Origin of the sequence: Caenimonas sp. SL110, assembly GCF_001044395.1 — a bacterium.
In the GTDB taxonomy this organism is placed as follows: domain Bacteria; phylum Pseudomonadota; class Gammaproteobacteria; order Burkholderiales; family Burkholderiaceae_C; genus Ramlibacter.
In genome coordinates, this window is the sequence record NZ_JANU01000042.1 from 158,289 (window position 1) to 182,774 (window position 24,486).

Here is a 24,486-nt window from a genome sequence, read left to right on the forward strand (position 1 = left end):
TCGTCATTCGTAGGCGTGCTCTGATAGAACACCCTCCAACCCGGCGCACGGGTTGTCAGCCGCGCCGACCGCGCACCATGGCGTAGATGAACAGGAGCACCATCGCGCCCAGCACAGACGCGATCCAGCCCGCAGGCTCATTGGCTGTGTAGAGACCCATCGCCTGGCCGACATAACGGGCGATGAACGCCCCCGCGATGCCCAGCAGCGTGGTCATGATGAGGCCCAGCTTGTCGTTGCCCGGCTTGAGCGCGCGCGCGATCAGCCCCACGATGAAGCCGACGATGATGGTTCCAATGATCGAGAACATGGAAGTGAATCTCCAGAAAGTTGTGTGAAGGGTGAGGATGGCAATGTACCCACTGCATCAGGCCCTGTGACGTCAGCCGCCGCCGACAACAACCGGTAAAATTCTCCCAGCCCGAAGGCGCGCAGCGCCCTCGATGTTCTTCACCCCAGCCTCTGGATGTACACCATGAATCGCTGCCAAGGGAACCGGGCCCGCCACGCCGCCGCATCATTTGCGGCGCTGGCCGGCCTTCCCATCGCCATCTCGTTGTCCCTTGCCTTGCCTGTGCCCTCCTTCGCACAGACCGACGCGCAGTCAGCCGCAGTTCCCACCATGCAGCGCTCGGTGCCACGCGACGTGGTGCTCGGCCGCATGGTCATCACGGCCCCGCCGGAAATCCTGCTCAACGGCAAACCCGATCGCCTGTCGCCAGGTTCGCGCATCCGCAATGTGCAAAACATGATGGTGCTGTCGGGCGGCATCGTGAACCAGGACCTGCCCATCGTCTACAAGCGAGACGCGACCGGACTGGTGCATGAAGTCTGGGTGCTCACGCCCGAGGAATACAAGAAGCTGGGCGGCGTCAACACGAACGACCCGCTGGGTGTGCAGCAGTTCTTCGAGCTGCTCGCGCTCATCTTCGGCGCGCGCCGTTAAGGGGACAGTCGTGTCAAAGAAAGTCTTTATCAAAACCTTCGGCTGCCAGATGAACGAGTACGACTCGGACAAGATGGCCGATGTGATGAACGCAGCGCAAGGCTACGAGCCGACGCAGGATATCGAACAGGCCGATCTCATCCTCTTCAACACCTGCTCAGTTCGCGAGAAGGCGCAGGAGAAGGTCTTCAGCGACCTGGGCCGGGTCAAGCACCTCAAGGCCAAGGGCGTGCTGATCGGAGTCGGCGGTTGCGTGGCCAGCCAGGAAGGCGCAGCCATCATCGAGCGTGCGCCCTACGTCGATGTGGTGTTCGGGCCGCAGACCTTGCACCGCCTGCCGCAGCTGCTGGCGCAACGCGAACGTCTGCAGCGCCCGCAAGTGGACATCACCTTCCCCGAAATCGAGAAGTTCGACCATCTGCCCCCAGCGCGTGTCGATGGTGCAGCAGCATTCGTGAGCATCATGGAAGGCTGCTCCAAATACTGCAGCTACTGCGTGGTTCCGTACACGCGCGGCGAGGAAGTGTCTCGGCCCTTCGAGGACGTGCTCGTCGAAGTGGCCGGGCTGGCCGACCAGGGCGTGAAGGAAGTCACCCTGCTCGGACAGAACGTGAACGCCTACCGCGGCAAGATGGGTGACACCGCCGAGATCGCCGACTTCGCCTTGCTCATCGAATATGTCGCCGATATCCCCGGCATCGAACGCATCCGCTACACCACCAGCCATCCCAACGAATTCACCCAGCGCCTCATCGACGTCTATGCCAAGGTGCCCAAGCTGGTGAGCCATCTTCATCTTCCGGTGCAGCACGGCAGCGACCGCATCCTCATGGCCATGAAGCGCGGCTACACCGCGATGGAATACAAAAGCACCGTGCGCAAGCTGCGCGCGATCCGCCCTGACATGGCGATGTCGAGCGACTTCATCGTGGGCTTTCCCGGTGAGACCGAAGAAGACTTCGGCAAGATGATGAAGCTCATCGACGACATCGGCTACGACAACAGCTTCAGCTTCATCTTCAGCCCGCGCCCCGGCACGCCTGCTGCCACGCTGCACGACGACACGCCGCACGCGATCAAGCTGCAACGCCTGCAACTGGTGCAGCGCACCATCGACGCGAGCATGAAACGCATCAGCGAAAGCCGCATCGGCACGGTGCAGCGCATCCTGGTCGAAGGTCCGTCGCGCAAGGACGCGACCGAGCTTGCTGGACGTACCGAGTGCAACCGGATGGTGAACTTCAAGGGGCCTGCGCGCCTGGTCGGCCAGATGATCGATGTGCGGATCACCTCCACCGGCACGTACTCGCTGCGTGGGGAAGTCCTGATCACGGAGCATGTCGCCGCCTGATTGCACCTCGCCGGACGCCGGCGAGAATTCTTTGAAGCGCGATGGAACCGGCAGCCACGGGCTGTTACTCAGGTTCCATGAGCCAGGAAAACCTCGAAATCCAGTTGCAACGGCTGGCGCAGGCCAAGGGTCTGCCCGACCTGCGCCTGGACGCCGACGGCTACTGCATGGTGCGCATCGACAACCTGCTGGACCTGTCGTTCCAGTTCGAGGAAGACAGCCAGTCACTCGTGCTCAGCGTGTGCTGCGGCATGCTGCCCGCCACGCGGCGCGAACGAGTGCTCCACGCCCTGCTCGATGCCAACTTCCACTGGTCCGGTTCGGGCGGTGCGACGATTTCCACCAACTCCGCAGAAGGCACCGTCTACCTGCAACTGCGGGAACCTACTGCGCAGCTTGACGCGGATCGACTTGAAGACCTGCTGCAAGGATTGATTCTCAACGGTGAAATCTGGGTGGCTCGTCTGGCCCGGCTTTCCGCTTCTGGCACGCAGGCCAAGACACCACCGCACTTCTCCGACCCGTTCCAGATCCGGGCCTGAAGACACATGCCTGTCATTCCACCGTCGACTTCCGGGCTGCGTTCAACAGCTGATTCGGGCGCCCGCGTGGCCACAGGGGCGAGCAAGCCCATCAGGCGCAGCGGGCTTGGGCAGGCCGACGATGTGTTCGCACGCACCTGGGATACACCGACGTCAGCAGAAGTGGATTCCCACAAGCAGAACAGCCGCACATTCGCGCAAGGCCAGCGCGAAGCCTACGACGAGAAGACCGCAGACGCCGGTTCACGAGAACTCAAGGGCCGGCTCAAGGACGCGCGTCCCCTGGCCTCACACCATTTCGAGCGTCTGCACTCGCACGCCATGATGGGCCGAACAGAGGCGGCCGGTCGACACGCGCTGGATCGAACGTTCGAAGATTCCATCGCGTCGATGCGATTCACGCCTCAAGGCAATCCCCGGATGGCAGCGCGCAGCGTTGCGACACATGTTGTCGACAGGCTTCTGGGATTCAACCTGGTGCCCGACACACAACTCGCCACGGCGGATGGCAAAGCGGGCATCGTCATCGACTTCGCCCCGCTTGGTCATGCCGCTGCGCGCCAGAAGCGGGACGTTCACGATGAGGCGTTGGGCGTCGCATTGCTTCACATCTCCAGCTCGGACCCCGAAGCGTTCCAGGATGCGCTGGCGAGCGCGGATTGCAAGTTCGAAGACGGCAGGGTTGTGCAGCTTTCAGATTTCGGTGCACAGGAACTCAACCCCGATGATCCGGGCATGCGGCGGGCCCTTGCAAAGCTCGACGTGCTGGACGCACTCACGGCAAACACCGGCAGGCATCCGGGCAACTGCGTCATCGAACGCAATGACCAGGGCGCAGTCGTCCAACTACACGCCGTCGACAACGGACACGCGTTCGGCCCCGAACCGGCCCCCCTGCCCCCACTCGTTGACACCCAGATGAAGTCGGCCATCCACGCCATCTCGCCGGACAACCTGCGGCAGGAACTCGCCGGACTGCTCACCAAAGATGAAGTGGACGCCACGGTGGTGCGGCTCGACAAATTGAAGACGCACATCGATGAGCTGGAGAAGACGGGCAACGTCATCGATCCCGCCGATTGGGATTCACCAGAGGCACGGTCGTGATCGACGCGCGCATCGAAGCGGCCGAACTGTTCGCCGCTGAGGGCCTGGAGTGTTCGCGAATCCCCGACACCCAGCCGCTCGTGCGCCTGGGCCCGGCGGCCTATGCAACGCGGCCGCTTCCGTGGAGCCTCTACGACTTCCAGGATTGGGTTTCCGCCTGGAGCACCGAACAACCCGCCGTGTACCGCGCATTCGGCTTCGCGGGTCACGGCTTTCTGTCCAACGCGGTCCACTACTACAGCCTGGGCAACGAATTGGCCTTCGCCATGCAACTGCGCTGGGGCAGCGTCGCAGACGATCCGGATGCGGTGCGCAGGCGCTATCACGGCCTGATGAAACTGGTGGGCACGCTGGAGCGCACAGCAGCACAACTTCGCGCCAGCGGCAAGCTGCCTGCGGGACTTCGACTGGCCGTAGCTCACAGCAGCTTTCACGGTTCGCGTTGGGCCTGGCTGGATCGGGGCAGTGAGCCCCAGTGGATCGTGACGCGCGAAGCCGCAGTCGAGGCGCTCTCGCAAACGGTCAGACTGCTGCGCGATGCGCGCGAGCCGGTGCTGGAACGCTAGAGCGTCAGAACGGCAGCTTGGGCATCCCGCCGCCGCCCTTGCCGCCCATCGCTCCCATGCGTTTCATCATCTTCATCATCCCGCCGCCCTTCATCTTCTTCATCATCCCCTGCATCTGCTCGAATTCATTGAGCAGGCGGTTGACTTCCTGAACATGGACGCCGGCGCCACCGGCGATGCGGCGCTTGCGGGTTGCCTTGATGAGTTCGGGCTTGCGGCGCTCCAGCGGCGTCATGCTCTGGATGATGCCTTCCTTGCGGCGGATGTCTTTCTCGGCCTTGTTCATGTCGACCGCGCCCGCCTTGGCCTGCATCTGCGCTGGCATCTTGTCCATCAGGCTGGACAGGCCGCCCATGCTCTTCATCTGCTGGATCTGCGAGAGGAAATCATTGAGGTCGAAGTCGCCGCTCTTGACCTTGGCCGCCAGCTTTTGCGCAGCCGCCATGTCGACACCGGCGGTGACCTGTTCGACCAGCGCGACGATATCGCCCATGCCCAGGATGCGGCCCGCATGGCGCTCGGCATCGAAGACTTCGAGCCCATCGATCTTTTCGCTGACACCGGCGAACTTGATCGGCGCGCCGGTGATCTGGCGCACGGACAGCGCCGCGCCGCCGCGTGAGTCGCCGTCCATCTTGGTCAGGATGATGCCCGTCAGCGGCAATGCCTCCTTGAATGCCTTGGCCGTGTTGACCGCGTCCTGGCCCTGCATCGCGTCGACGACAAAGAGCGTCTCGACCGGATTGAGTACCGCGTGCAGTTCCTTGATCTCGCGCATCAGCGCTTCATCGATCGCCAGGCGGCCCGCCGTATCGACCAGCAGCACATCGAAGTATTGCTTGCGCGCGTAATCGAGTGCGGCGCGCGCGATATCCACCGGCTTCTGGTCGGGTGAACTCGGGAACCACTCGGCGCCGGCTTGCGCGGTGACGGTCTTCAATTGCTCGATCGCCGCCGGACGGTACACGTCGCCCGACACGGTCAACACCTTTTTCTTGCGCTTTTCAATCAGGTGCTTGGCGAGCTTGGCCGTGGTGGTCGTCTTGCCCGCACCCTGCAGGCCCGCCATCAGGATCACTGCCGGCGGCTGCGCCTGCAGGTTGATGTCTGCGACACCCTGTCCCATCGTCGCGGACAACTCGCGATTGACGATGCCCACCAGCGCCTGGCCGGGCGACAGGGAACCCAGCACTTCCTGCCCGAGCGCCTTGTCCTTGACGCGCGCGATGAAGTCGCGCACCACGGGCAGGGCGACGTCGGCCTCCAGCAGGGCCATGCGCACTTCGCGCAGCATGTCCTGCACGTTCGCTTCGGTGATGCGGGCCTGGCCGCGAAGTTCCTTGGCCAGGCGTGAGAGCTTGTCAGTAAGAGCGGACGTGGCCATAGGATTGGAGTTGGGGGCGGTCGCCGCAAGAGCATGGCGATAAACTGTGGAACTTCATTCTAAAGGTCCTGTGATCAACGCATTCGCCAGTGCGCCCGCTGCCAGCATCGTGCTGGCACTTGCTGCGGCAGCTGCCTACGCCGTTCCGGCAGCCGCTGCAGGCCGCCTGTCCGAGCGTGCCTCACGCATCGCCCTGCTCGTTGCATGGTCGCTCCACGCCCTCGTATTGCTGTGGGGCCTGGGCGGAGACCCACCCCGATTCGGCTTTGCACCCGCCATTTCCGTCACAGCCTGGCTGGTGATGACTGTCTATGCTGTTGAGCGCCAGTTGTTCCCGCAGTTACAGGCGAGATGGGCGCTGGCCGGGCTGGGTTCGGCAGCGGTCTTGCTCGCGCTTGCGTTCCCCGGCACCGCGCTGCACGCCAACGCGTCGCCGTGGCTGCCTGTGCATCTGGCGCTGGGTATCGCTTCATACGGCCTGTTTGCCGCAGCTGTGGTCCACGCGTGGCTGATGACACGCGCTGAACGCCAGATCCGGCAGGCAACCGATCCGCACGCCGGTGTGCCGCTGCTGACCCTGGAACGGTTGACGTTCCGCTTTGCCTACGCCGGGTTTGTGGTGCTCACCGCCACCTTGCTCGCAGGACTGTTCTTTTCCGACACGCTGTACGGCCAGGTGCGTGGCTGGCGCTGGGATCACAAGACTGTCTTTTCGGTGCTGGCCTGGGTCGTCTTTGCGGGCCTGCTGCTGGGCCGCCTGAAATTCGGCTGGCGTGGTCGCAAGGCCGTTCGCGTCCTTTATATAGGAGCGCTGTTGCTCCTGCTGGCCTATGCAGGCTCGCGCTTCGTGCTCGAAGTCGTCCTGGGACGCGCCTCATGAAATACGTGATCGTCATCGCTGTCGTGGTCTTTGCCGTGTGGCTCTGGCGCAATGGCCGGGACCGCGCGGCCCGCGAGCGCGATGAGCAACAGGCAAAGCCCCGCGCGCAGGGAAATCCGAAGCTGCAAGAGCCCCAGGACATGGTGCAGTGCCCCGTGTGCTCGGTGCACCTGCCGCGCGTCGATGCGCTGCCCGGTCCGGGCGGCCAGCTGTACTGCTGCCCCGAACACAGCCGGCAGGCCGGCAGCTGAGATGGCCAGGCCGCCCGCAGCCAAAGCCGAGCCTGCGGTCAAGGCCGATGATGGCCCGGCACTGACGCCCGACTCTGCTTTCTCGCGGCTGTGGCGCGGCTTCATGACGGCCCGCGTCGCGATTGCGATCGTGCTGTCGCTGCTGCTCGCTTCGCTCTACACCCTGTCGCCCTCGCTCAACGTGAGCCACTGGCTGGTGGCCCTGTGCATGTCGTACCTTGCGGCAGCACTCGCCGTACGCATGTTCGCGCGCGCCTTGCCACCGGGTCACACATTCGATCCGCAATGGGTGTCCACCATTGGCGTCGACCTGGTCGCGTTTTCGACGCTGCAATTCCTGCAGGCGGCGGGAATCAACTACTCGCCGCTGTTTGCGCTGCCGGTGCTCATGGGCGGCGTGCTCGGCTCCGCGTTGCTCGCGCTCGGCACTGCGGCCGGTGTCACGCTGCTGCTGCTGACCGACGCATGGGTCCAATCACTGCACGCGCCCACCGAGACAGCCGCACGATTCCTGCAGGCAGGGCTGACCGGCACCGGCTTTTTTGCGCTCGCCGTGCTGGTCAACCAGCTCGCGGGACGGCTTGCACGCGAAGAACAGGCCGCTCGCGAAGGCCAGCAGGCCGCACGCATCCAGGCGCAGGTCAACGAACTCGTCATCGAAACACTCAACGACGGCGTGCTCGTCATTGACACCGGCAGCAACGTTCGCGCTGCCAACCCCGCCGCGCGAACGATGCTGGGGGCAGGACACGCACATTCCAGGGAACAGTTCGACCTGTCGGTGCAGGCTGGCTGGCAGCCGCTGATGCGCCTGGCGCAAGAAACTTTCGCCATTCGCGCCCCGATGGTCGGCGAAGTCGCCATCAACGATGGGGCAGCCACCCGGCGCCGCATCCATGTACGCACACGGTTGACCGACGCCGAAGGGGACCACGGCGAAAGCCTGTGCGTGATGTTCCTCGAAGACCTGCGCGAGATGGAAGCGCGCCTTCGCACCGAAAAGCTGGCCGCGATGGGCCGCATGTCGGCGGCAGTGGCCCATGAGTTTCGCAATCCACTGGCAGCGATCGCGCAGGCCAACGCGCTGATGGAAGAAGACCTGCACGACCCCGGCCTGCAGCAGCTCAGCGCGCTGGTGCGCAAGAACGCCCAGCGCCTGGCCCAGATCGTCGATGAGATTCTGGACGTGTCGCGTGTGCATCCTTATGGCGCTGCCACGTCACCGGCGCTTGATCTCGACGCAGCCGTCAATGCCGCCTGCAGCGACTGGGCCACCCAAACCCGAAGCAGCGAACGCCTGCAAGTCGCATTGGCTGCGCCGGGCGTGCGCGTGCCGTTCGATGCCGACCACCTGCGCCGCGTGCTGGTCAACCTGCTCGACAACGCGCTGCGCTACGCGGGCCACGGGAGCGATTCGATCCAGGTCTCCACGCAGTTGTCAGGCGGTCGCGCGCGGCTGCATGTCTGGAGCGATGGCGCACCGCTCGAATCCACCGTGCAGCAGCATCTTTTCGAACCCTTCTTTTCTTCCGAGAGCCGGTCCAGCGGCCTGGGCCTGTACATCTGCCGCGAACTGTGCGAGCGGCATCGCGCAAGCATGAGCTATGAGCGCGTCATCGCGGGCCCTGCCGGTCACGCGCGCGAGGGCAATGACTTCAGCGTGGCGTTCGCAATTGCGAGTCCACTGGCCGGTACCGCTTCATTTGACACAATAGCCGGCTGAATAAAGCGCAACTGATGTCCTCCGCCCCTGCATCCGCCCATGTCCTTGTCGTCGACGACGAGCCCGACCTGCGCACCCTGTACGAACTCACGCTGCTGCGCGAGGGCTATCGCGTCGAAGCCGCAGGCTCGCTCGCCGAGGCGTGGGCACAGCTGGACAACCGCAAGTTCGACGCAGTCATCACCGACATGCGCCTGCCGGATGGCCTGGGCCTGGACCTGCTCAACGGCATGCTCGCCGGCCAGCGCACCGAGCGCTGCATCGTGATGACCGCCTACGGCTCGGCCGAAAACGCAGTTGAAGCGCTCAAGGCGGGCGCATTCGACTACCTCACCAAGCCGGTGGACCTCAAGCAATTCCGCACGGTTGTCGCATCGGCCATCCAGGATGGAGGCGCTGCTGCACGCGCCCGCCCTTCCACAGGCGCGCCCCGGCAGGCCCCGGTCGAACGACCCGCAGGCAGCCAGGCCTCGCTCGGGCGGCTCGTTGGCGATTCGCAGACCATGCGCATCGTCAAGGAGCGCATCGCCAAGGTCGCGCGCAGCATGGCGCCCGTGCTGGTGCGCGGCGAGTCCGGCACCGGCAAGGAACTGGTGGCGCGCGCCATTCACGCCTGCAGCCATCGCAGCGACGGCCCTTTCGTTGCGGTCAACTGCAGTGCCATCCCCGAAGCCCTGCTCGAAGCCGAATTCTTTGGCGCGAAAAAGGGCTCCTACACCGGCGCCACGCAGGATCGCGAAGGCTACTTCCAGGCTGCGCGCAGCGGCACCCTCTTTCTCGACGAAATCGGCGATCTTCCGCTGGCGATGCAGTCCAAGCTTTTGCGCGCGATCCAGGAGCGGCAGGTTCGCGCGCTCGGCTCCACGCAGGAAGACGCCGTGGATGTGCGCATCGTCAGCGCCACGCACAAGGACCTCGCCGCCGATGTGCATGCGGGGCGCTTCCGGCAAGACCTGTACTACCGCCTCAACGTGATCGAGATCCTGGTGCCGCCGCTGCGCGAGCGCCGTGAAGACCTGCCCGCGCTGTGCGAGGCACTGCTCGCGCGCATCGCGCACGAGTCGGGCATGCCGGTGCCCACGCTGTCGCCGTCGGTCGTGCAGCAGCTGTGCGATCACCCGCTCAGCGGCAACGTGCGCGAGCTGGAGAACCTGCTCCATCGCGCCGTCGCGCTGTCCGACGGGGAAGAACTGCAAGTCGATTTCGCGCCCACGCAGGCACCTGCATTGATGCGCGAAACATCTGCGCCTTCCGCCGCTGTGTCTGCTGCACCACTGACGACGCCAGCACCCTTGCCGCATCCCATGCCGGCAGACCTGCAGGCCTACCTCGACCAGCAAGAGCGCGAGATCCTGGTGAAGGCGCTGCGCGACAGCGGCTTCAATCGCACCGCTGCGGCGCAGCGCCTGGGGCTGTCGCTGCGCCAGATCCGCTACCGGATCGCGCGCCTCTCGATCTCGGCGCCAGGTGACGACGGGCATGGCGATTCGGCCTGAAGCGCCGGCACCGGCCCTGTGGAACGCCGGACGGTACGGCTATGCGAGGCAGCTCGCCTCTCCCAATTTCGGGCCGCGTCCGCCGGGCACGGTCATCGACCTGATCGTCGTGCACTCGATCAGCCTGCCGCCCGGTGTGTACGGCGGCCAAGAAGTGCAGCAGCTCTTTACCAACACGCTCGACTGGAATGCACACCCCTACTTCAAGAGCATTGAGGGCATGCAGGTTTCGTCGCACTTCTACATCCGCCGCGGCGGTGAACTGTGGCAGTTCGTGAGCTGCGATGAGCGCGCATGGCACGCCGGCAAGTCCTGCTATCGCGGCCGCGATAACTGCAACGACGACTCCATCGGCATCGAACTCGAAGGTCTGGAAGGCGAGTTGTTCGAGCCCGCGCAATACGAAGCCCTTGCCAGCCTGTCGGCGGCCATCGCGGCCAACTACCCGATCGCCCACATCGCCGGCCATGAGCACATCGCGCCCGGCCGCAAGAGTGATCCCGGTCCCGGATTCGACTGGCCGTTGATGCAAAGGGCCCTGGCCTGGAACCGCGCGCAGTTTCCAGACGCCGCGCTGTTTCAACCCGACACAAAAGAACCCGGCGCGCGCTGATCAAGTTGTCCACTGCCGCGCGCAGGGGCTGAATCTGCACACGCAATAGGCAGTGCTGATCAAACACGCGCTCCTGCGCCTCACGCGGGGCTGCGCGTCACTGCCAGCCTGTTGATATCACTGTGGACTTCCTGTCGGCAACCGCTCGGAGCCTGTGATCAAGATTTTTCGGGTAAACACTACATGTAGGGGCTTGCAATTGCAGACACCCCATATATAGTGCTTGGCTGTACACTGTGCAGTGTTCGCAGGAGTCGAAATGAAGAAGTTTCCCAAGCTCGCCTTTGGCCCTCCGGACCTTTTCGCGCGCATCCGCACCCCCGGTCGCTGATCGCACGCAACCCGCCTCACGGCACCCCCAAAAAGCCCGCTTCTTGCGCGACACCCCAGTCCCGCACCTGGCATTCCTTTAGCCTTTTATTCAGAACAACGTAGGACAGGAAGAACAAATGCAACCTGCTTTGAGCACCCCCACCGGATCCGGCACCAGCAGCACCCAGTACACCACCGCGCAATCCACTGCGGCTGCCATCAACCCGCTGGCCAACTACCAGATCATTCGCCGCAACGGCGCCGTGGTGCCGTTCGAGCCGAACAAGATCGCCATCGCCATGATGAAAGCGTTCCTGGCCGTGCATGGCACGCAAGGCGCCGCATCGGCCAGTGTTCGCGAGATGGTCGACGAACTCACGCAGGCCGTGATCCGCGCACTGGTGCGTTCGCGTCCGGGCGGCGGCACCTTCCATATTGAAGACGTGCAAGACAACGTCGAGCTCGGCCTGATGCGTGGCGGCCACCACGAAATTGCCCGTGCCTACGTGCTATACCGCGAGCGCCGCACGCAAGAGCGCGCCCGCCAGAGCGAACAGAAGCCGCAAGCCGCACCAACCATTCATGTGCTCGACGGCGGCCAGCGCATTCCTCTGGACCTGGAACACCTGCAGGGCCTGATCCAGTCGGCTTGCCAGAACCTGGGCGCCGACGTGAAGCCCGATCCGATCATGGCCGAGACCATGCGCAACCTGTACGACGGCGTCCCGATGGACGAGGTCTACAAGGCTTCGATCCTGGCTGCCCGCACGCTGATCGAAAAAGACCCGGACTACACCTTCGCCACTGCGCGCCTGTTGCTGCACACGATCTTCAAGGAAGTGCTCGGACGCGACCTGCCGCCTGCCGAAATGGCTGGCAGCTATGCCGACTACTTCCCCGGCTTCATCAAGAAGGGCGTCGAAAACGAACTGCTCGACGAGAAGCTCCTGCAGTACGACCTGAAGAAACTCGGCGCTGCGCTCAAGGCCGAACGCGACCTGAAGTTCGACTACCTCGGCCTGCAGACGCTGTACGACCGCTACTTCCTGCACCTGCGCAAGACCCGCATCGAACTGCCGCAGGCGTTCTTCATGCGCGTCGCCATGGGCCTGTCGCTCAACGAAATCGACCGCGAAGCGCGCGCCATCGAATTCTATGAAGTGCTTTCGAGCTTCGATTTCATGTCGTCCACCCCGACGCTCTTCAACGCCGGCACCCTGCGTTCACAGCTGTCGTCGTGCTACCTCACCACCGTGCCCGACGACCTCGACGGCATCTACGAATCCATCAAGGAAAACGCGCTGCTGTCCAAGTTCGCAGGCGGCCTGGGCAACGACTGGACGCGCGTGCGTGCCCTCGGCTCCCATATCAAGGGCACCAACGGCGAATCGCAGGGCGTGGTTCCATTCCTGAAAGTCGTCAACGACACGGCCGTGGCGGTGAACCAGGGCGGCAAGCGCAAGGGCGCGGTCTGCACCTACCTGGAAACCTGGCACCTGGACATCGAGGAGTTCCTGGAACTGCGCAAGAACACCGGCGACGACCGCCGCCGCACGCACGACATGAACACGGCCAACTGGATTCCCGACCTGTTCATGCGCCGCGTGATGGAAAAGGGCGAGTGGACCTTGTTCTCCCCATCCAACGTGCCTGACCTGCACGACAAGTTCGGTGACGACTTCGAGAAGGCCTATGTAGCCTACGAAGAAAAGGCGCGACGCGGCGAGATCAAGCCCAGCCGCACGCTGCAGGCCACCGACATGTGGCGCAAGATGCTCTCGATGCTGTTCGAGACCGGCCATCCCTGGATCACCTTCAAGGATGCCTGCAACGTACGCTCGCCCCAGCAGCACGTGGGCGTCGTGCACTCGTCCAACCTGTGCACCGAGATCACGCTCAACACCAGCGACACCGAAACCGCCGTCTGCAACCTCGGCTCGGTCAACCTGCTGCAGCACCTGAAGGACGGCTCGGTCGACCACGACAAGCTCAAGCGCACCATCACCACCGCGATGCGCATGCTCGACAACGTGATCGACATCAACTACTACGCCGTCAAGAAGGCGCGCGACTCCAACCTGCGCCATCGCCCGGTGGGCCTTGGCATCATGGGTTTCCAGGACGCGCTGTATGAACTGCGCATCCCGTACGCCTCCCAGCAAGCCGTGGACTTCGCCGACAAATCGATGGAAGCCGTCTGCTACCACGCGTACTGGGCATCGACCGAACTCGCCCGCGAGCGCGGCAAGTACTCCACCTACAAGGGCTCGCTCTGGGACAAGGGCGTGATGCCCCTGGACACGCTCGAGATGCTGAACAAGGCCCGCGGCGGCTATGTCGAAGTGGACCGCTCGTCCTCCCTCGACTGGGACGCGCTTCGCCGCAAGATCGCCACCGACGGCATGCGCAACTCCAATTGCGTCGCCATCGCGCCGACCGCCACCATCTCCAACATCATCGGCGTCGATGCATCGATCGAGCCATGCTTTGGCAACCTGTCGGTCAAGTCCAACCTGTCCGGCGAGTTCACGGTCATCAACCACTACCTGGTGCGCGACTTGAAGCGCCTGGGCCTGTGGGACGACGTGATGGTCATGGACCTGAAGCACTTCGACGGATCGCTGCGCCCCATCGACCGCGTGCCGCAAGACGTCAAGCAGCTCTACGCCACCGCATTCGAAGTCGAACCGGTGTGGCTGGTGGAAGCCGCCGCACGACGCCAGAAGTGGATCGACCAGGCGCAGTCGCTCAATATCTATATGGCAGGCGCATCGGGCAAGAAGCTCGACGACACGTACAAGCTCGCATGGCTGCGCGGCCTGAAGACCACCTACTACCTGCGCACCACCAGCGCGACGCACGCAGAGAAATCCACCGTGCAATCGGGCCGGCTCAATGCGGTTTCGTCCGGTGCGGCGCAAGGCGGCATGAGCGCGCTCGAAGCAGCGGCTGCTGCTGCGCAAGCGCAGATGAATGCGACGGTTGCAGCAACCGACATCAAGTTCTGCGCGATCGATGATCCGGGATGCGAGTCGTGCCAGTAAGGCAACGCGATGCACATTCAAATACGAACATGCATCGCAACACACGCATCGAAAATTTTGTCGGTGTTCTCTGACAAGTCTCGATGCAATTGAGCAACAAAATCAGGCAGTGATGTGAACGGACACTTTTCATTTCGCATCACTGCTCACATAATCCGAGCATTGGAAAACTTATGCTGACCTGGGACGACGAAGTCAAGCCCACATTGCCAGTTACGAACAGCGATTCCTTCACTGCGAATCGCGAGGTGGCCCATTCACCTCTGAAGCAAGCAATCCCCGCACAGACACTCGCGCAAAACGTGGTGAGCACGTTCACTGCAACGAGCGCGAGCACGAGCCCGAGCGTGCACAAGCCAGCTCCTGCATCTGCAGCAGCACCTGTCGCCCGCCGCGTGAATGCCGCCGACAAGCGCATCATCAACGGCCAGACCGACGTCAACCAGCTGGTGCCGTTCAAGTACAAGTGGGCCTGGGAAAAATACCTCGCCACCTGCGCCAATCACTGGATGCCGCAGGAAGTGAACATGAACCGCGACATCGCGCTGTGGAAAGACCCCAACGGTCTGACCGAAGACGAGCGCCGCATCATCAAGCGCAACCTCGGCTTCTTCGTGACCGCCGATTCGCTGGCTGCCAACAACATCGTGCTGGGCACGTATCGCCACATCACCGCCCCCGAGTGCCGCCAGTTCCTCTTGCGCCAGGCATTCGAGGAAGCGATCCACACGCACGCTTACCAGTACATCGTCGAATCGCTCGGCCTGGACGAAAGCGAAATCTTCAACGCGTACAACGAAATCGCCTCCATCCGCGAGAAGGACCAGTTCCTGATCCCCTTCATCGAAGCGATCAGCGACCCCAACTTCAAGACCGGCACGCACGAGACCGACCAGACCCTGCTCAAGTCGCTGATCGTGTTCGCCTGCCTGATGGAGGGCCTGTTCTTCTACGTCGGCTTCACGCAGATCCTGGCGCTGGGTCGCCAGAACAAGATGACCGGCGCTGCAGAGCAGTACCAGTACATCCTGCGCGACGAGTCGATGCACTGCAACTTCGGCATCGACCTGATCAACCAGCTCAAGCTGGAGAACCCGGGCCTGTGGACTGCCGAATTCAAGGCCGAGATCAAGGACCTGTTCCAAAAGGCCGTCGAGCTCGAATACCGTTACGCCGAAGACACCATGCCGCGCGGCGTGCTCGGCATGAATGCATCCATGTTCAAGGGCTACCTGCGCTACATCGCGAATCGCCGCGCCACGCAGATCGGCCTGGAGGCGCTTTTCCCGAACGAAGAAAATCCGTTCCCGTGGATGAGCGAAATGATTGACCTGAAGAAAGAGCGCAATTTCTTCGAAACCCGCGTGATCGAATACCAGACGGGTGGTGCGCTCTCATGGGATTAGATGTGGACCACCCCAAGATGTAGACCACCCCGAAGCGCCTTCGGCGCCTCCCCTCAAGGGGCGCATCCAGTGGCCCGGCGAAGCCGGTTCCACGGATGCCAGCGAAGGGGCAGGAGTTGCAGGTTGCAGGGTGGAGTTAGTGAGATAAGACTGCGATAGTTTGAGATGTATCTCTCTGCGAAGACCGGCCACAAGAGCAGGCGCGCAAGGAGACAACGGTGTTCATTGAGCTGGGCTGCGTGCCCAACCCAATGAATCGTTCCATGCAAACCAACAGCGTGGAGCGCCTCTTTGGTTGATGTTGATCAACTTGTACAGGAGAAATGAAAATGGCAACTGCGAAAAAAGCAACGGCAAAAAAGGCCGCTAAGAAGGCTCCGGCGAAAAAGGCCGTAGCGAAGAAGGCTGCTCCGGCGAAGAAGGCCGCAGCAAAGAAGGCACCGGCGAAAAAGGCCGCTGCCAAGAAGGCTCCGGCAAAGAAGGCCGTCGCCAAAAAGGCGGTAGCAAAGAAGGCTCCGGCGAAGAAGGCCGCTGCCAAGAAGGCTCCAGCAAAGAAGGCAGCTGCGAAGAAGGCTCCGGCGAAGAAGGCCGCTGCCAAGAAGACCACCGCCAAGAAGGCGACGGCGAAGAAGGCCGCCAAGAAGGCTCCTGCGAAAAAGGCTGCCAAGAAGGCCGCCAAAAAGCCCGCTGCGAAGAAAGCTGCGAAAAAGCCTGCTGCCAAGCCGCAAGCAAAGGCAGCTCCTGCCGCTGCGGCTGCGCCAGCAGCGCAAACGACGCTGAATCCGCAAGCCGCCTGGCCGTTTCCGACAGCCAGCAAACCTTAAGGGCGACACGCCTCGCGCAAGCGGGGCATTTGCCCGACCCAAACCCGGCGCTTATGCGTCGGGTTTTTTTATTGTCCCGGCGCTTATGCGTCGTTTTTTTATGGCCCCGGTGCTTATGCAGCGGGGCTTTTTTATGGCCATCACAGACCTCGGTCTCGCAGACCCATGCGCACCAACTCCCTAGTATTCGCGGCTCATTCACAAAAGCCGACATATGCCAGGTCCTTCACCCATCTCTAGAAGCGTGCGCCCCTTGCGGCTCGAATCCGTTCCTGAATCAGGCGACCAGGCAACCGGCGTTCCGACGCCGCACGCCGATCCCAGTACATCCACGACACCGACCACGCCCACAACACCCACAGCGCCCGGCCCGGTCACTGTCCATGCAGGGCATCCAGGCTCACGGCCCAGCGCGCCACTGTCGCTTCACCAGGTGACAGACCGCGCGACTTCGCTCTTTCAGGGACTGGACGATGGCTCCATCGGGCCCGAGCATCTCCACAACCTCCAGACGGAATTCATGGACCTGCTGGGCCATGTCGACAGGCTGGGCGCCCAGGACCGCCTGGAGCAACTGGGAAACCTGTCGACACGGCTGGAGAAGCGATCGCAGTTGACCTGGTTCACTCCCTTTGCGGAACGCCTGGTGGGCGAGCATATGGAGGACTTCGAGCAGGAGCTGCGCCTTGCACTGAACCCCGAGCGTTGCGCCGAATACAAGCTTGCGCCGCCAGCTGACAAATCCTCGAACTGGCACGAGCCCACAGCAAGTGACATCGTCGAAGTGCAGGTACTGGGCTATATCCATGAGCTGCCCAACCTGGTGCTGGACGATCCCGATATAGCCATCAGCCAGGGCCGTGTGCTCGCCGCTTCCATCGTGCAGTGTCCTGTCGCGCAGCAGCTGACGCTGATGGCGCAGTTGCGCACGGCGGTGAACAGCGTCGCCGAGATGTACCCTCCCATTGGTGAGCTGCTGGACGCCATGCCCAACCCTCAAGCGCTCAGCGAAGACATGCCCAGTTAGCGATCGCCCGACACCAGCGCCATCCGCCTTCTGATGCGCCCGGCCTCATCGGCCCTGCCGGCCTGCTCTGCACGCTGCGCCTGCACGCCCAGCCACGACAGCAGGGCTCTGCGCCAGCCTTGGTGGGCGGCGGTGTCGGCGGCGGTGCTGAGGGTCACCGCATCTGCCCGCCCGGTGCGAAAAAGAACACCCGCGGCGATCAGGCGCGACAGCGGATCGGCAATCGAAGGCAATGCGCCCGGGTTCGCATCTGTCGCCAACGCCCGGTACTGCTCGGGCAACAGCGCCGCGTCAGCGGGCGCGAGCCGCCCAGCCAGGAAGTCCGCATAGGCACGCTCGGCAACCGGTGCATCCACGCGCAGCTTTTCAAAACCATCGCATGGCTCCATGACCAGCGTCGCCACGCGCGCGGCGCAGCGGGTCAACTCGGCGCGAGCCACCAGCCCCGGATCGCCCGTACTCGCAAGCTCAGTGCGCGCACGCTCGAACTCTGCGGCTTCCACGCGCGCGTTGCCACTCATGAATGCCTTGATATAGCGCTCGAGCGCGCTATGGGCGTTCATCTGCCAGTCGGGTTGCGGCGGCTTGCTGGCGCAACCGGCGGCCAGTGCCATGACGAGAGCAAATAGCGCGCGCTTCATGGCAGCTTCACCTCGGTCTCGCGCGCGAACGGCCATTTGCGATTGAGCTCATTGATCATGCCTTCGATCTTTCGCAGATTGGCTTCCACATCGGCGCGCAGTGCACCCAGATCGGTGGTGGCGCCGCGCACGTTCGACGAGATGCCTTGCGCCTCGACCAGCACGGAGTCCACCTTCTTCAGGCTGACCCGCGTCTCGGCCAACAGCGCATTGAGCTGTGCCACCGTCGCACGCGCATCCTTCATCACGCCTTCGGGACCGAACACCTGCGTGTCGGCCTTGGCAGCCATGCCGTCGAGACGCGCGAGCAATGCATTGGCGCGGTCCAGCGCGGTGACGAGTTTTTGCGCATCCGCGTCGTTGCCCATCACGGCACCGAGCGCACCGCGTGGCCCCTTGAGCCGCGCGGTCAGTTCGCGCACATTCTCCAGCGACTGCCGCAGCGCCGCGTCCTGGGCGGTCATCGCGCTCAGGTTCTCGAGTGTCTCGCGCGCGGTGGCCAGCACGCGCGGCAGCTCGGCCGTCGCGTCGCCCCGCAACACGGGCCGCTGCGCGCCATCGGGCAAGGGCGGATCGGTGAGGATGCCGCTGTAAGCGCGGATCGCAGTGCCGCCAACCAGCCCCCGCACGAGCGTGAAAATGCTCGATGTGCGAAGCCAGTGCGCATCCTTTTGTGCCACGTCGATGATGATGTGCACGCTGCCAGTCGGGGACAGTTCCACCCGGCGCACCCGGCCGATCGGAAAGCCGGAGAAGGTCATGTCCATGCCCACGATCACGCCTTCGGAATCTTCGGTGGTGAGCACGAGCTTCTGGGTTGGCTCGAAGAAGCCGCGCGAATGCAGCAGAAAAAGCGCCGACGCGGCGACCAGCAGCACCATGAAGGCCAGCATCAACAGCGCCTTGATCTCCAGGTGGCGGGTCGGCTTGCCCGTGTGGGGCTCCGAGCTTTTCAGGGGCGTTTGGTGAGATGTGTCGTCAGGCATGTCGTCAGACGGAACCATTGTTTTCAGGCGTAGTTGCCAGTCAGCGAGACAGCTTCGAGCAGCAGCAGCACGGCGAACATCCGCACCAGCCCTTGCAACGCGGCGCTCTCGCGCGAGCCGTCGCCTTCCACATCGTAGAGCCCCGAGGCCATCGGAATCACCGACACCGCCAGGCTGAAGAACAGGGTCTTGATGACAAAGATAGCGGCCACCGCCGGCGTGAAGATGCGCCCAAAGACCCGCGCATACCCGTCGAGTCCCGCGCTGGTGACGCCGTACACCGCCAGGTACGCGAGCACCAGCGCCACGACGCAACTGAGCGCGGCCAGCATGACGCAGGCAAAGACGCCGGCGGTCGCGCGCGGCAGCACATGCGTGACCACCGGGTCCACGCCGCTGCGAGCCAGCACGTCGAATTCGCCGCTGCGGCGCATCTCTGCCAGCGCCGCCCCATTGGGAATCGTGCAGCGCAGCGCGACAAACAGCGCTGCAGTGAGCGGGATCAATTCAAGCACCAGCACACGAATCACCATCTCCAGCGCGTACTGCGAAAGCCCGTAGCTGAGGGAAGTGACGATGACGATGCGAGTGATCACCAGCGTGAGCAATGCCGACAGCGCCGTGAACCACCAGAGGATGGGTGCCGTGTCCAGGTACATGTGGCGCAAGAGCCGCGAGCCACCACCTCGCGCATAACTGGAAGGCGCGAGCGCCAGCACCTGCAACTGCGCACCGAAGAAGATGATGCGCCACCATCCCGCAAGCCAATCCAGCGGCATGCGTCCCAGGCGCGCGAGCCCGAACATTGAATGGGAATTGGCCGTGTTCACCGCGGCAATGATAAGTCGCCGCCTGCCGAACTCAACCCTTGGCTGGCTGCGGCCCCATGAAGAAATCGATGGCGCGCTCGACGACCCATGGAACAATCACATGGTCGCCATCAAATGGCAACAGCGTCAGGTCGTGGCCGCTCTCAAGCAGCCGGACCGCATGCGGTGTCGCGCTCGTCTCGATGGGCAACTGGCTGTCGGACCGGCCGTGCGCAATGAACACCCGGGGCGTGCCCATCTGCGTGAACGTGTTCATGAATCCGGCGGACAGCGCGATGACATGGCTGGCGACATCTCCGTTGGTGACGCCGGTAGAGAGCGCATAACTTCCCCCATCCGAGAAGCCGGCAAAAGCCAGCCGCGCCGGATCGATGTGAAAGTGCGAGGCCGCCCGCGCCAGCGCACCGTCCAGGCGCTCCAGATCCGGACCGTGCCCACCGATCACGACGTCCCAGGTGGGAAACATCGATTGCGGCGCCAACAGCAGGAACCCACGCGAGCGTGCCCAGCGCACGAAGTGCGGCAGGACGCGATTGGCGTCACCGCCCGCACCGTGAAACAACACCATCATCGGCACCGGCGCACTTGCATCCAGCCCCTCGGGCACCACGAACACCGCCTCGCGCCCCTCGGGAAACGCCATGCCATGACGACCGGGCGCAAGCGGCGCTTCATCGGGTTGCGATCCGGGCCTGAACTTCAGCCTACCGGTCAGGGCACCGCCCAGCAGCGACGGATCGATCATTGCAGCGACCCCCTGTTGCATGCGAGGTCGCGAAAAACCGCGCACTGAGCGAAAGCTTCACGCGACAAGGGCACTTGCTTCTGGCGACAGAACTTGCTGGTGAGTTTCAGCAGCTCCTTGATGTCGCGTCCGCTGATCCCCGGAAATGCAGCCACCACCTCATCGATGAGTGACCCAGGCATCTCGATGCCGAATTGCCCTGCCAGGCTGGACCACAGGCGCCGTGCATCCTCGGGGCCCGGCGGTTCATAGGTGATCACGGCAATGCACCGCGACAGGATGGCGTCGTCGATGTCGGACACCCGGTTGGTCGTCATGAAAAGCAGCCCACTGAAGTACTCCAGGTTGCGCAGGAATTCCGCGACGATGGCATTGTGCTGGAGGTCGTTGTCACGCTTTCGGATGTACACGTCGGCTTCATCGAGCAGCAACACGCAGTCCCAGCGCGCAGCGCGTTGCAAGATGGCGGTGAGGTTGGCTTCCACCGAACTGGCCGTCACGCCAAGCTGGCCCGAGTGCACCCGGTACAGCGGCTTGCCGACCACTTCGGCGTACACCTCCGCCGTGAGCGTCTTGCCCAGGCCCGGCGCGCCCTGGCAAAGAATCGTGGTGCCGCCGGACTTGCCGGGCACCACGTCTTCCATCAGGAAGTTGCGGTCTGCGGTGAGGATATCGACCAGGTCGCGATGCGCCTGTGGCAACACCAGGCGGTCGCGCACCGACGGGGAATATTCGTAAGGCTCCACGAACTGCGAATGAACCCAGACGTTGCGATGCCAGTCCAGGTGAAACAGGTGCAGATAGGCATGCTGCGGAATGCGGTCGAAGCCGGTTGCAATACCGCTTTCGCGCCAGAAATGCGCATCAGCCGCCATGTCGAAGCGCCGCTCCAGAAGTGCTTCGTCGTTGACGCATCGCGCCGTGATACCGGGTTGCAGCCGCAGGAACTCCAGTCCCGCACGCGGCGATCCCTCGACGGCTCGCCACAGGCCGCCCGTGATCGTGAACTGTTCGCCGAATTTCGCCTGCAGTTGCATGAAGCGATCCACATGGGACTGGTACTCCTGCCGGAATTCATGGCATTCCTTGTAGAAGCCGTGATCGGCAAACAGATCGGCGACCGTGCGGCCCGGCAGGTCTTCGGCATAGAAACTGATGCCCCAGGTCATGCCGGCAAATCGCATGCGGGGATCGGACGGTGGTGGACGACCAGCGGCGTGCAGCGTGTTCGCAATCAGGCCCACCATCACGTAGGCTGAGCCCTGCCCATCGGCAGGACGCACCAGCCGCACGGAGTGAACCAGCCACGCGAGCAGCACGCCGTCCTTGCCGCGCTGGTAGAGCCAGCCGTCGATCACATCGCGGCCCAGCCACCTGACGATGGCCGGAACCATCAGCTCCAGCGATGCGATGGTGTCCAGTTGCGATTCGCCATTGAGGTTGTCCAGCGCGAGCAGCTGGTGCACCAGGTCCTTGGCGCCCGCGGCACAGCCCATCTGGTAGAGCGTGGTGAGAATGCTGCCGTCGAAGTGGTGACTCGACACGACGCGCACGCCACGGCCAGCGCCCTGCACATCGAGCTGCAGGGCCACTTGCGATTGCGGGTCGAGGAGGCCTCGCAATGCGCTTGCCAACGAATCGGGAATCTCAAGATCCAACGGTGTTTCTCCGTTGGCTATCGTAGCCAGATCAGGGCGGCAAGCGCTTGATCGCGGTCAACTTATGAGGCGCCACGCAGTCAGTTGACTGATGCGTGGGCAGAGTAGAAGCGTCGAAGAATGCTTTAGTTGATCGACTCGGCGTAGGCGCGCGTCGTCATCGGCTTGTCTTCTTCGGGCGGCAGGTAAACCGTGGTGCGATCGATCTTGGCGTCGTAGGCGGCCAGCTCAGCACTGGCGCTGCGGATGACGGCACGGTCGAGCGGATGGCACTGGCGCTGGCTCAAACGGCCCAGCGCTTCGGACTTGTCGACCAGGGCGCGGACACTTGCCGAATCCATGATCAGCGCAAAGGGATTGTTTGCCAACGTCGTCTCAGTTCTCATTCGCTCGGCTCCTGTAAGTCGGTTTGTTCGGATGGATGAACTGTCACCCAAAGGCCGAATTTGTAACGTCAGGGCGTGACGTGAGACCGTGTAGGACGGTTGCTCATCGCTGCACAATAGCCCTCATGCCCCACCTGCCACCCTTCATCGCACCCACGCGCCACAGCGATCCCCAGTCGGCGCTCGACCAGGTCCGCACCATCTATTCGCAGCAGATCAACCACCTGCGCGTTGCCATGCAGCAGTTTGTCGCGGGTGAATCACTGCCCGGCCACGTGCGCGCCTGCTACCCCTTCGTGCGCATCCACACCGACACCGTGGCGCGGCAGAACCTGCTGGAGAACTCCGGACTGTCTTATGGTTTTGTCGCCACGGCGGGCCGGTTCGAAACAACGCTCACGCGCCCCGACCTGTATGCGAATTACTACCTCGAACAGTTCCGCCTGCTGCGGCAAAACCATGGCGTCGAGCTGGAGGTAGGAACCAGCACGCAACCGATCCCGATTCATTTTTCCTTCGCCGAAAACGACCACATCGAAGGCACCCTCGCACCCGAGCGGCGTTTCCTGATGCGGGAAGTGTTCGACCTGCCCGACCTCGGCGCGATGGACGACGGCATCGCCAACGGCACCTGGATTGCACGGCCCGGCGAAGCGCAACCCCTGTCGCTCTTTCCGGCTGCACGCGTGGACTATTCGCTGCACCGCCTGCGCCACTACACGGGCACCGCGCCGGAGTGGTTCCAGAACTTCGTGCTGTTTACCAACTACCAGTTCTACATCGACGAGTTCGTGCGCCTGGGCCATGAAGAGATGGCCAAGCCTGACAGCGAATACATCGCCTTCATCGAACCCGGCAATGTGGTCACGCGGCGCGTCGGGATTGCGGCAGAAGAAGTCGACAGCATGGGCGCAATACCGCCGCGCCTGCCGCAGATGCCCGCCTACCACCTCATGCGCGCCGATCGCGGCGGCATCACGATGGTGAACATCGGCGTGGGTCCGGCCAATGCCAAGACCATCACCGACCACATCGCCGTGCTGCGCCCGCACGCCTGGATGATGCTGGGCCACTGCGCGGGGCTGCGCAACAGCCAGCAACTGGGCGACTATGTGCTGGCCCACGCGTACGTGCGTGAAGACCACGTGCTCGACGAAGACCTGCCGCTGTGGGTGCCGATTCCAGCGCTGGCAGAAATCCAGCTCGCGCTCGAGCAAGCCGTGGCCGATGTGACGGGCTACAAGGGCGCGGACCTGAAACGGGTGATGCGGACCGGCACGGTGGCGAGCACCGACAACCGAAATTGGGAGCTGCTTCCGGCCAACCAGCCGCAGCGCCGTTTTTCGCAAAGCCGTGCTGTGGCGCTGGACATGGAAAGCGCAACCATCGCGGCCAACGGCTTCCGGTTTCGCGTGCCCTACGGCACGCTCTTGTGCGTGAGCGACAAGCCGCTGCACGGCGAGATCAAGTTGCCGGGCATGGCCAACCAGTTCTACCGCGAACGCGTCGACCAGCACCTGCGCATCGGCATGCGTGCCATCGATATCCTGCGAGCCGAAGGAAGCCAGCGCCTGCACAGCCGCAAGCTGCGCAGCTTTGACGAGGTGGCGTTTCAGTAGTGGGCTGTCATTGCGGACTCGATCCGCAATCCATGTATTCAACGGCCGTGGCCGCTTCGCGGTGGATGCCGGATCGAGTCCGGCATGACAGCCCTTTGACTGTCATTGCGGACTCTTAAGAAACACCACTCAAGTGCTTGATTCGTAAT

General features: G+C 63.4%; 23 protein-coding genes. 15 read left to right on the forward strand and 8 right to left on the reverse strand.

Annotated features, from left to right (window positions below; translation table 11 throughout):
• Positions 1–55 precede the first annotated feature (55 nt).
• A complete protein-coding gene (locus tag AQ12_RS18775) occupies positions 56–310 on the reverse strand; it encodes a GlsB/YeaQ/YmgE family stress response membrane protein (protein WP_048441475.1) in 255 nt (84 codons plus the stop codon).
• Positions 311–475: 165 nt separating this feature from the next.
• On the opposite strand from AQ12_RS18775, the gene AQ12_RS18780 reads away from it, so the two are divergent.
• From AQ12_RS18780 to AQ12_RS18800, 5 genes are all read left to right on the forward strand, one after another.
• Positions 476–946, forward strand: a complete 471-nt coding sequence (locus AQ12_RS18780; RefSeq protein ID WP_152682853.1) for a hypothetical protein — start codon at positions 476–478, stop codon at positions 944–946.
• A gap of 10 nt (positions 947–956) precedes the next feature.
• Complete coding sequence (gene miaB / locus AQ12_RS18785) at positions 957–2,297, forward strand: tRNA (N6-isopentenyl adenosine(37)-C2)-methylthiotransferase MiaB (RefSeq protein ID WP_048441476.1); 1,341 nt, start codon at positions 957–959, stop codon at positions 2,295–2,297.
• 77 nt (positions 2,298–2,374) lie between these two features.
• The gene (locus AQ12_RS18790; protein WP_161799045.1) at positions 2,375–2,839 is read left to right on the forward strand and encodes a type III secretion system chaperone; all 465 of its coding nucleotides are present in this window, start codon (positions 2,375–2,377) and stop codon (positions 2,837–2,839) included.
• Positions 2,840–2,845: 6 nt separating this feature from the next.
• Positions 2,846–3,946, forward strand: a complete 1,101-nt coding sequence (locus tag AQ12_RS18795) for a hypothetical protein (protein WP_152682854.1) — start codon at positions 2,846–2,848, stop codon at positions 3,944–3,946.
• Positions 3,919–4,512 carry a hypothetical protein gene (locus AQ12_RS18800; protein WP_152682855.1) on the forward strand — a complete coding sequence of 198 codons (594 nt, stop codon included), beginning with the start codon at positions 3,919–3,921 and terminating at the stop codon, positions 4,510–4,512. The genes AQ12_RS18795 and AQ12_RS18800 overlap by 28 nt, the downstream gene beginning before the upstream one ends.
• A gap of 4 nt (positions 4,513–4,516) precedes the next feature.
• Here the strand turns inward: AQ12_RS18800 and ffh are convergent, their stop codons facing one another.
• The gene (gene ffh, locus AQ12_RS18805; RefSeq protein ID WP_048441480.1) at positions 4,517–5,896 is read right to left on the reverse strand and encodes a signal recognition particle protein; all 1,380 of its coding nucleotides are present in this window, start codon (positions 5,894–5,896) and stop codon (positions 4,517–4,519) included.
• Between the two features lie 70 nt (positions 5,897–5,966).
• Here ffh and AQ12_RS18810 point away from each other — a divergent pair, with 70 nt between their 5' ends.
• The 9 genes from AQ12_RS18810 (at position 5,967) to AQ12_RS18850 (ending at position 17,472) form a co-directional block, all read left to right on the forward strand.
• On the forward strand, positions 5,967–6,776 hold the full coding sequence (locus AQ12_RS18810; protein WP_161799046.1) for an inner membrane protein YpjD: 810 nt from the start codon (positions 5,967–5,969) through the stop codon (positions 6,774–6,776).
• Positions 6,773–7,027 (forward strand): PP0621 family protein, encoded by a 255-nt coding sequence (locus tag AQ12_RS18815; protein WP_048441481.1) that lies wholly within the window; start codon positions 6,773–6,775, stop codon positions 7,025–7,027. Before AQ12_RS18810 ends, AQ12_RS18815 begins: the two co-directional genes overlap by 4 nt.
• Before the next feature lies 1 nt (position 7,028).
• Entirely contained in the window at positions 7,029–8,750 is a 1,722-nt protein-coding gene (locus tag AQ12_RS18820) for a PAS domain-containing sensor histidine kinase (protein WP_048441482.1), read from the forward strand.
• A gap of 14 nt (positions 8,751–8,764) precedes the next feature.
• Positions 8,765–10,246, forward strand: a complete 1,482-nt coding sequence (locus AQ12_RS18825) for a sigma-54 dependent transcriptional regulator (RefSeq protein WP_048441483.1) — start codon at positions 8,765–8,767, stop codon at positions 10,244–10,246.
• Positions 10,230–10,859, forward strand: a complete 630-nt coding sequence (ampD, locus tag AQ12_RS18830; protein WP_048441484.1) for a 1,6-anhydro-N-acetylmuramyl-L-alanine amidase AmpD — start codon at positions 10,230–10,232, stop codon at positions 10,857–10,859. The genes AQ12_RS18825 and ampD overlap by 17 nt, the downstream gene beginning before the upstream one ends.
• 449 nt (positions 10,860–11,308) lie before the next feature.
• Positions 11,309–14,215 (forward strand): ribonucleoside-diphosphate reductase subunit alpha, encoded by a 2,907-nt coding sequence (locus tag AQ12_RS18835; RefSeq protein WP_048441485.1) that lies wholly within the window; start codon positions 11,309–11,311, stop codon positions 14,213–14,215.
• Positions 14,216–14,388: 173 nt separating this feature from the next.
• Positions 14,389–15,621, forward strand: coding sequence for a ribonucleotide-diphosphate reductase subunit beta (locus tag AQ12_RS18840; protein ID WP_048441486.1), 1,233 nt, complete (start codon positions 14,389–14,391; stop codon positions 15,619–15,621).
• A 329-nt stretch (positions 15,622–15,950) separates the two neighbouring features.
• Positions 15,951–16,445 (forward strand): histone H1-like DNA-binding protein, encoded by a 495-nt coding sequence (locus AQ12_RS18845; RefSeq protein ID WP_048441487.1) that lies wholly within the window; start codon positions 15,951–15,953, stop codon positions 16,443–16,445.
• Positions 16,446–16,698: 253 nt separating this feature from the next.
• Entirely contained in the window at positions 16,699–17,472 is a 774-nt protein-coding gene (locus tag AQ12_RS18850; protein WP_238587766.1) for a hypothetical protein, read from the forward strand.
• On the opposite strand, the gene AQ12_RS18855 is transcribed toward AQ12_RS18850, so the two are convergent.
• The 6 genes from AQ12_RS18855 to AQ12_RS18880 form a co-directional block, all read right to left on the reverse strand.
• Complete coding sequence (locus AQ12_RS18855; RefSeq protein ID WP_048441489.1) at positions 17,469–18,113, reverse strand: hypothetical protein; 645 nt, start codon at positions 18,111–18,113, stop codon at positions 17,469–17,471. The genes AQ12_RS18850 and AQ12_RS18855 overlap by 4 nt on opposite strands.
• Positions 18,110–19,099 (reverse strand): MlaD family protein, encoded by a 990-nt coding sequence (locus AQ12_RS18860; protein ID WP_048441490.1) that lies wholly within the window; start codon positions 19,097–19,099, stop codon positions 18,110–18,112. The genes AQ12_RS18855 and AQ12_RS18860 overlap by 4 nt, the downstream gene beginning before the upstream one ends.
• Before the next feature lie 23 nt (positions 19,100–19,122).
• Entirely contained in the window at positions 19,123–19,905 is a 783-nt protein-coding gene (locus tag AQ12_RS18865) for an ABC transporter permease (RefSeq protein WP_048441491.1), read from the reverse strand.
• A gap of 55 nt (positions 19,906–19,960) precedes the next feature.
• The gene (locus AQ12_RS18870; RefSeq protein ID WP_082151683.1) at positions 19,961–20,674 is read right to left on the reverse strand and encodes an alpha/beta hydrolase; all 714 of its coding nucleotides are present in this window, start codon (positions 20,672–20,674) and stop codon (positions 19,961–19,963) included.
• Positions 20,671–22,332, reverse strand: a complete 1,662-nt coding sequence (locus AQ12_RS18875) for an ATP-binding protein (RefSeq protein WP_048441493.1) — start codon at positions 22,330–22,332, stop codon at positions 20,671–20,673. The genes AQ12_RS18870 and AQ12_RS18875 overlap by 4 nt, the downstream gene beginning before the upstream one ends.
• Positions 22,333–22,457: 125 nt before the next feature.
• Positions 22,458–22,718: a hypothetical protein gene (locus AQ12_RS18880; RefSeq protein ID WP_053076803.1), complete on the reverse strand. Its 261-nt coding sequence runs from the start codon at positions 22,716–22,718 to the stop codon at positions 22,458–22,460.
• 125 nt (positions 22,719–22,843) lie between these two features.
• Between AQ12_RS18880 and AQ12_RS18885 the strand changes: the two genes are divergently transcribed.
• Positions 22,844–24,337 carry an AMP nucleosidase gene (locus tag AQ12_RS18885; RefSeq protein ID WP_048441494.1) on the forward strand — a complete coding sequence of 498 codons (1,494 nt, stop codon included), beginning with the start codon at positions 22,844–22,846 and terminating at the stop codon, positions 24,335–24,337.
• Positions 24,338–24,486: the final 149 nt, after the last annotated feature.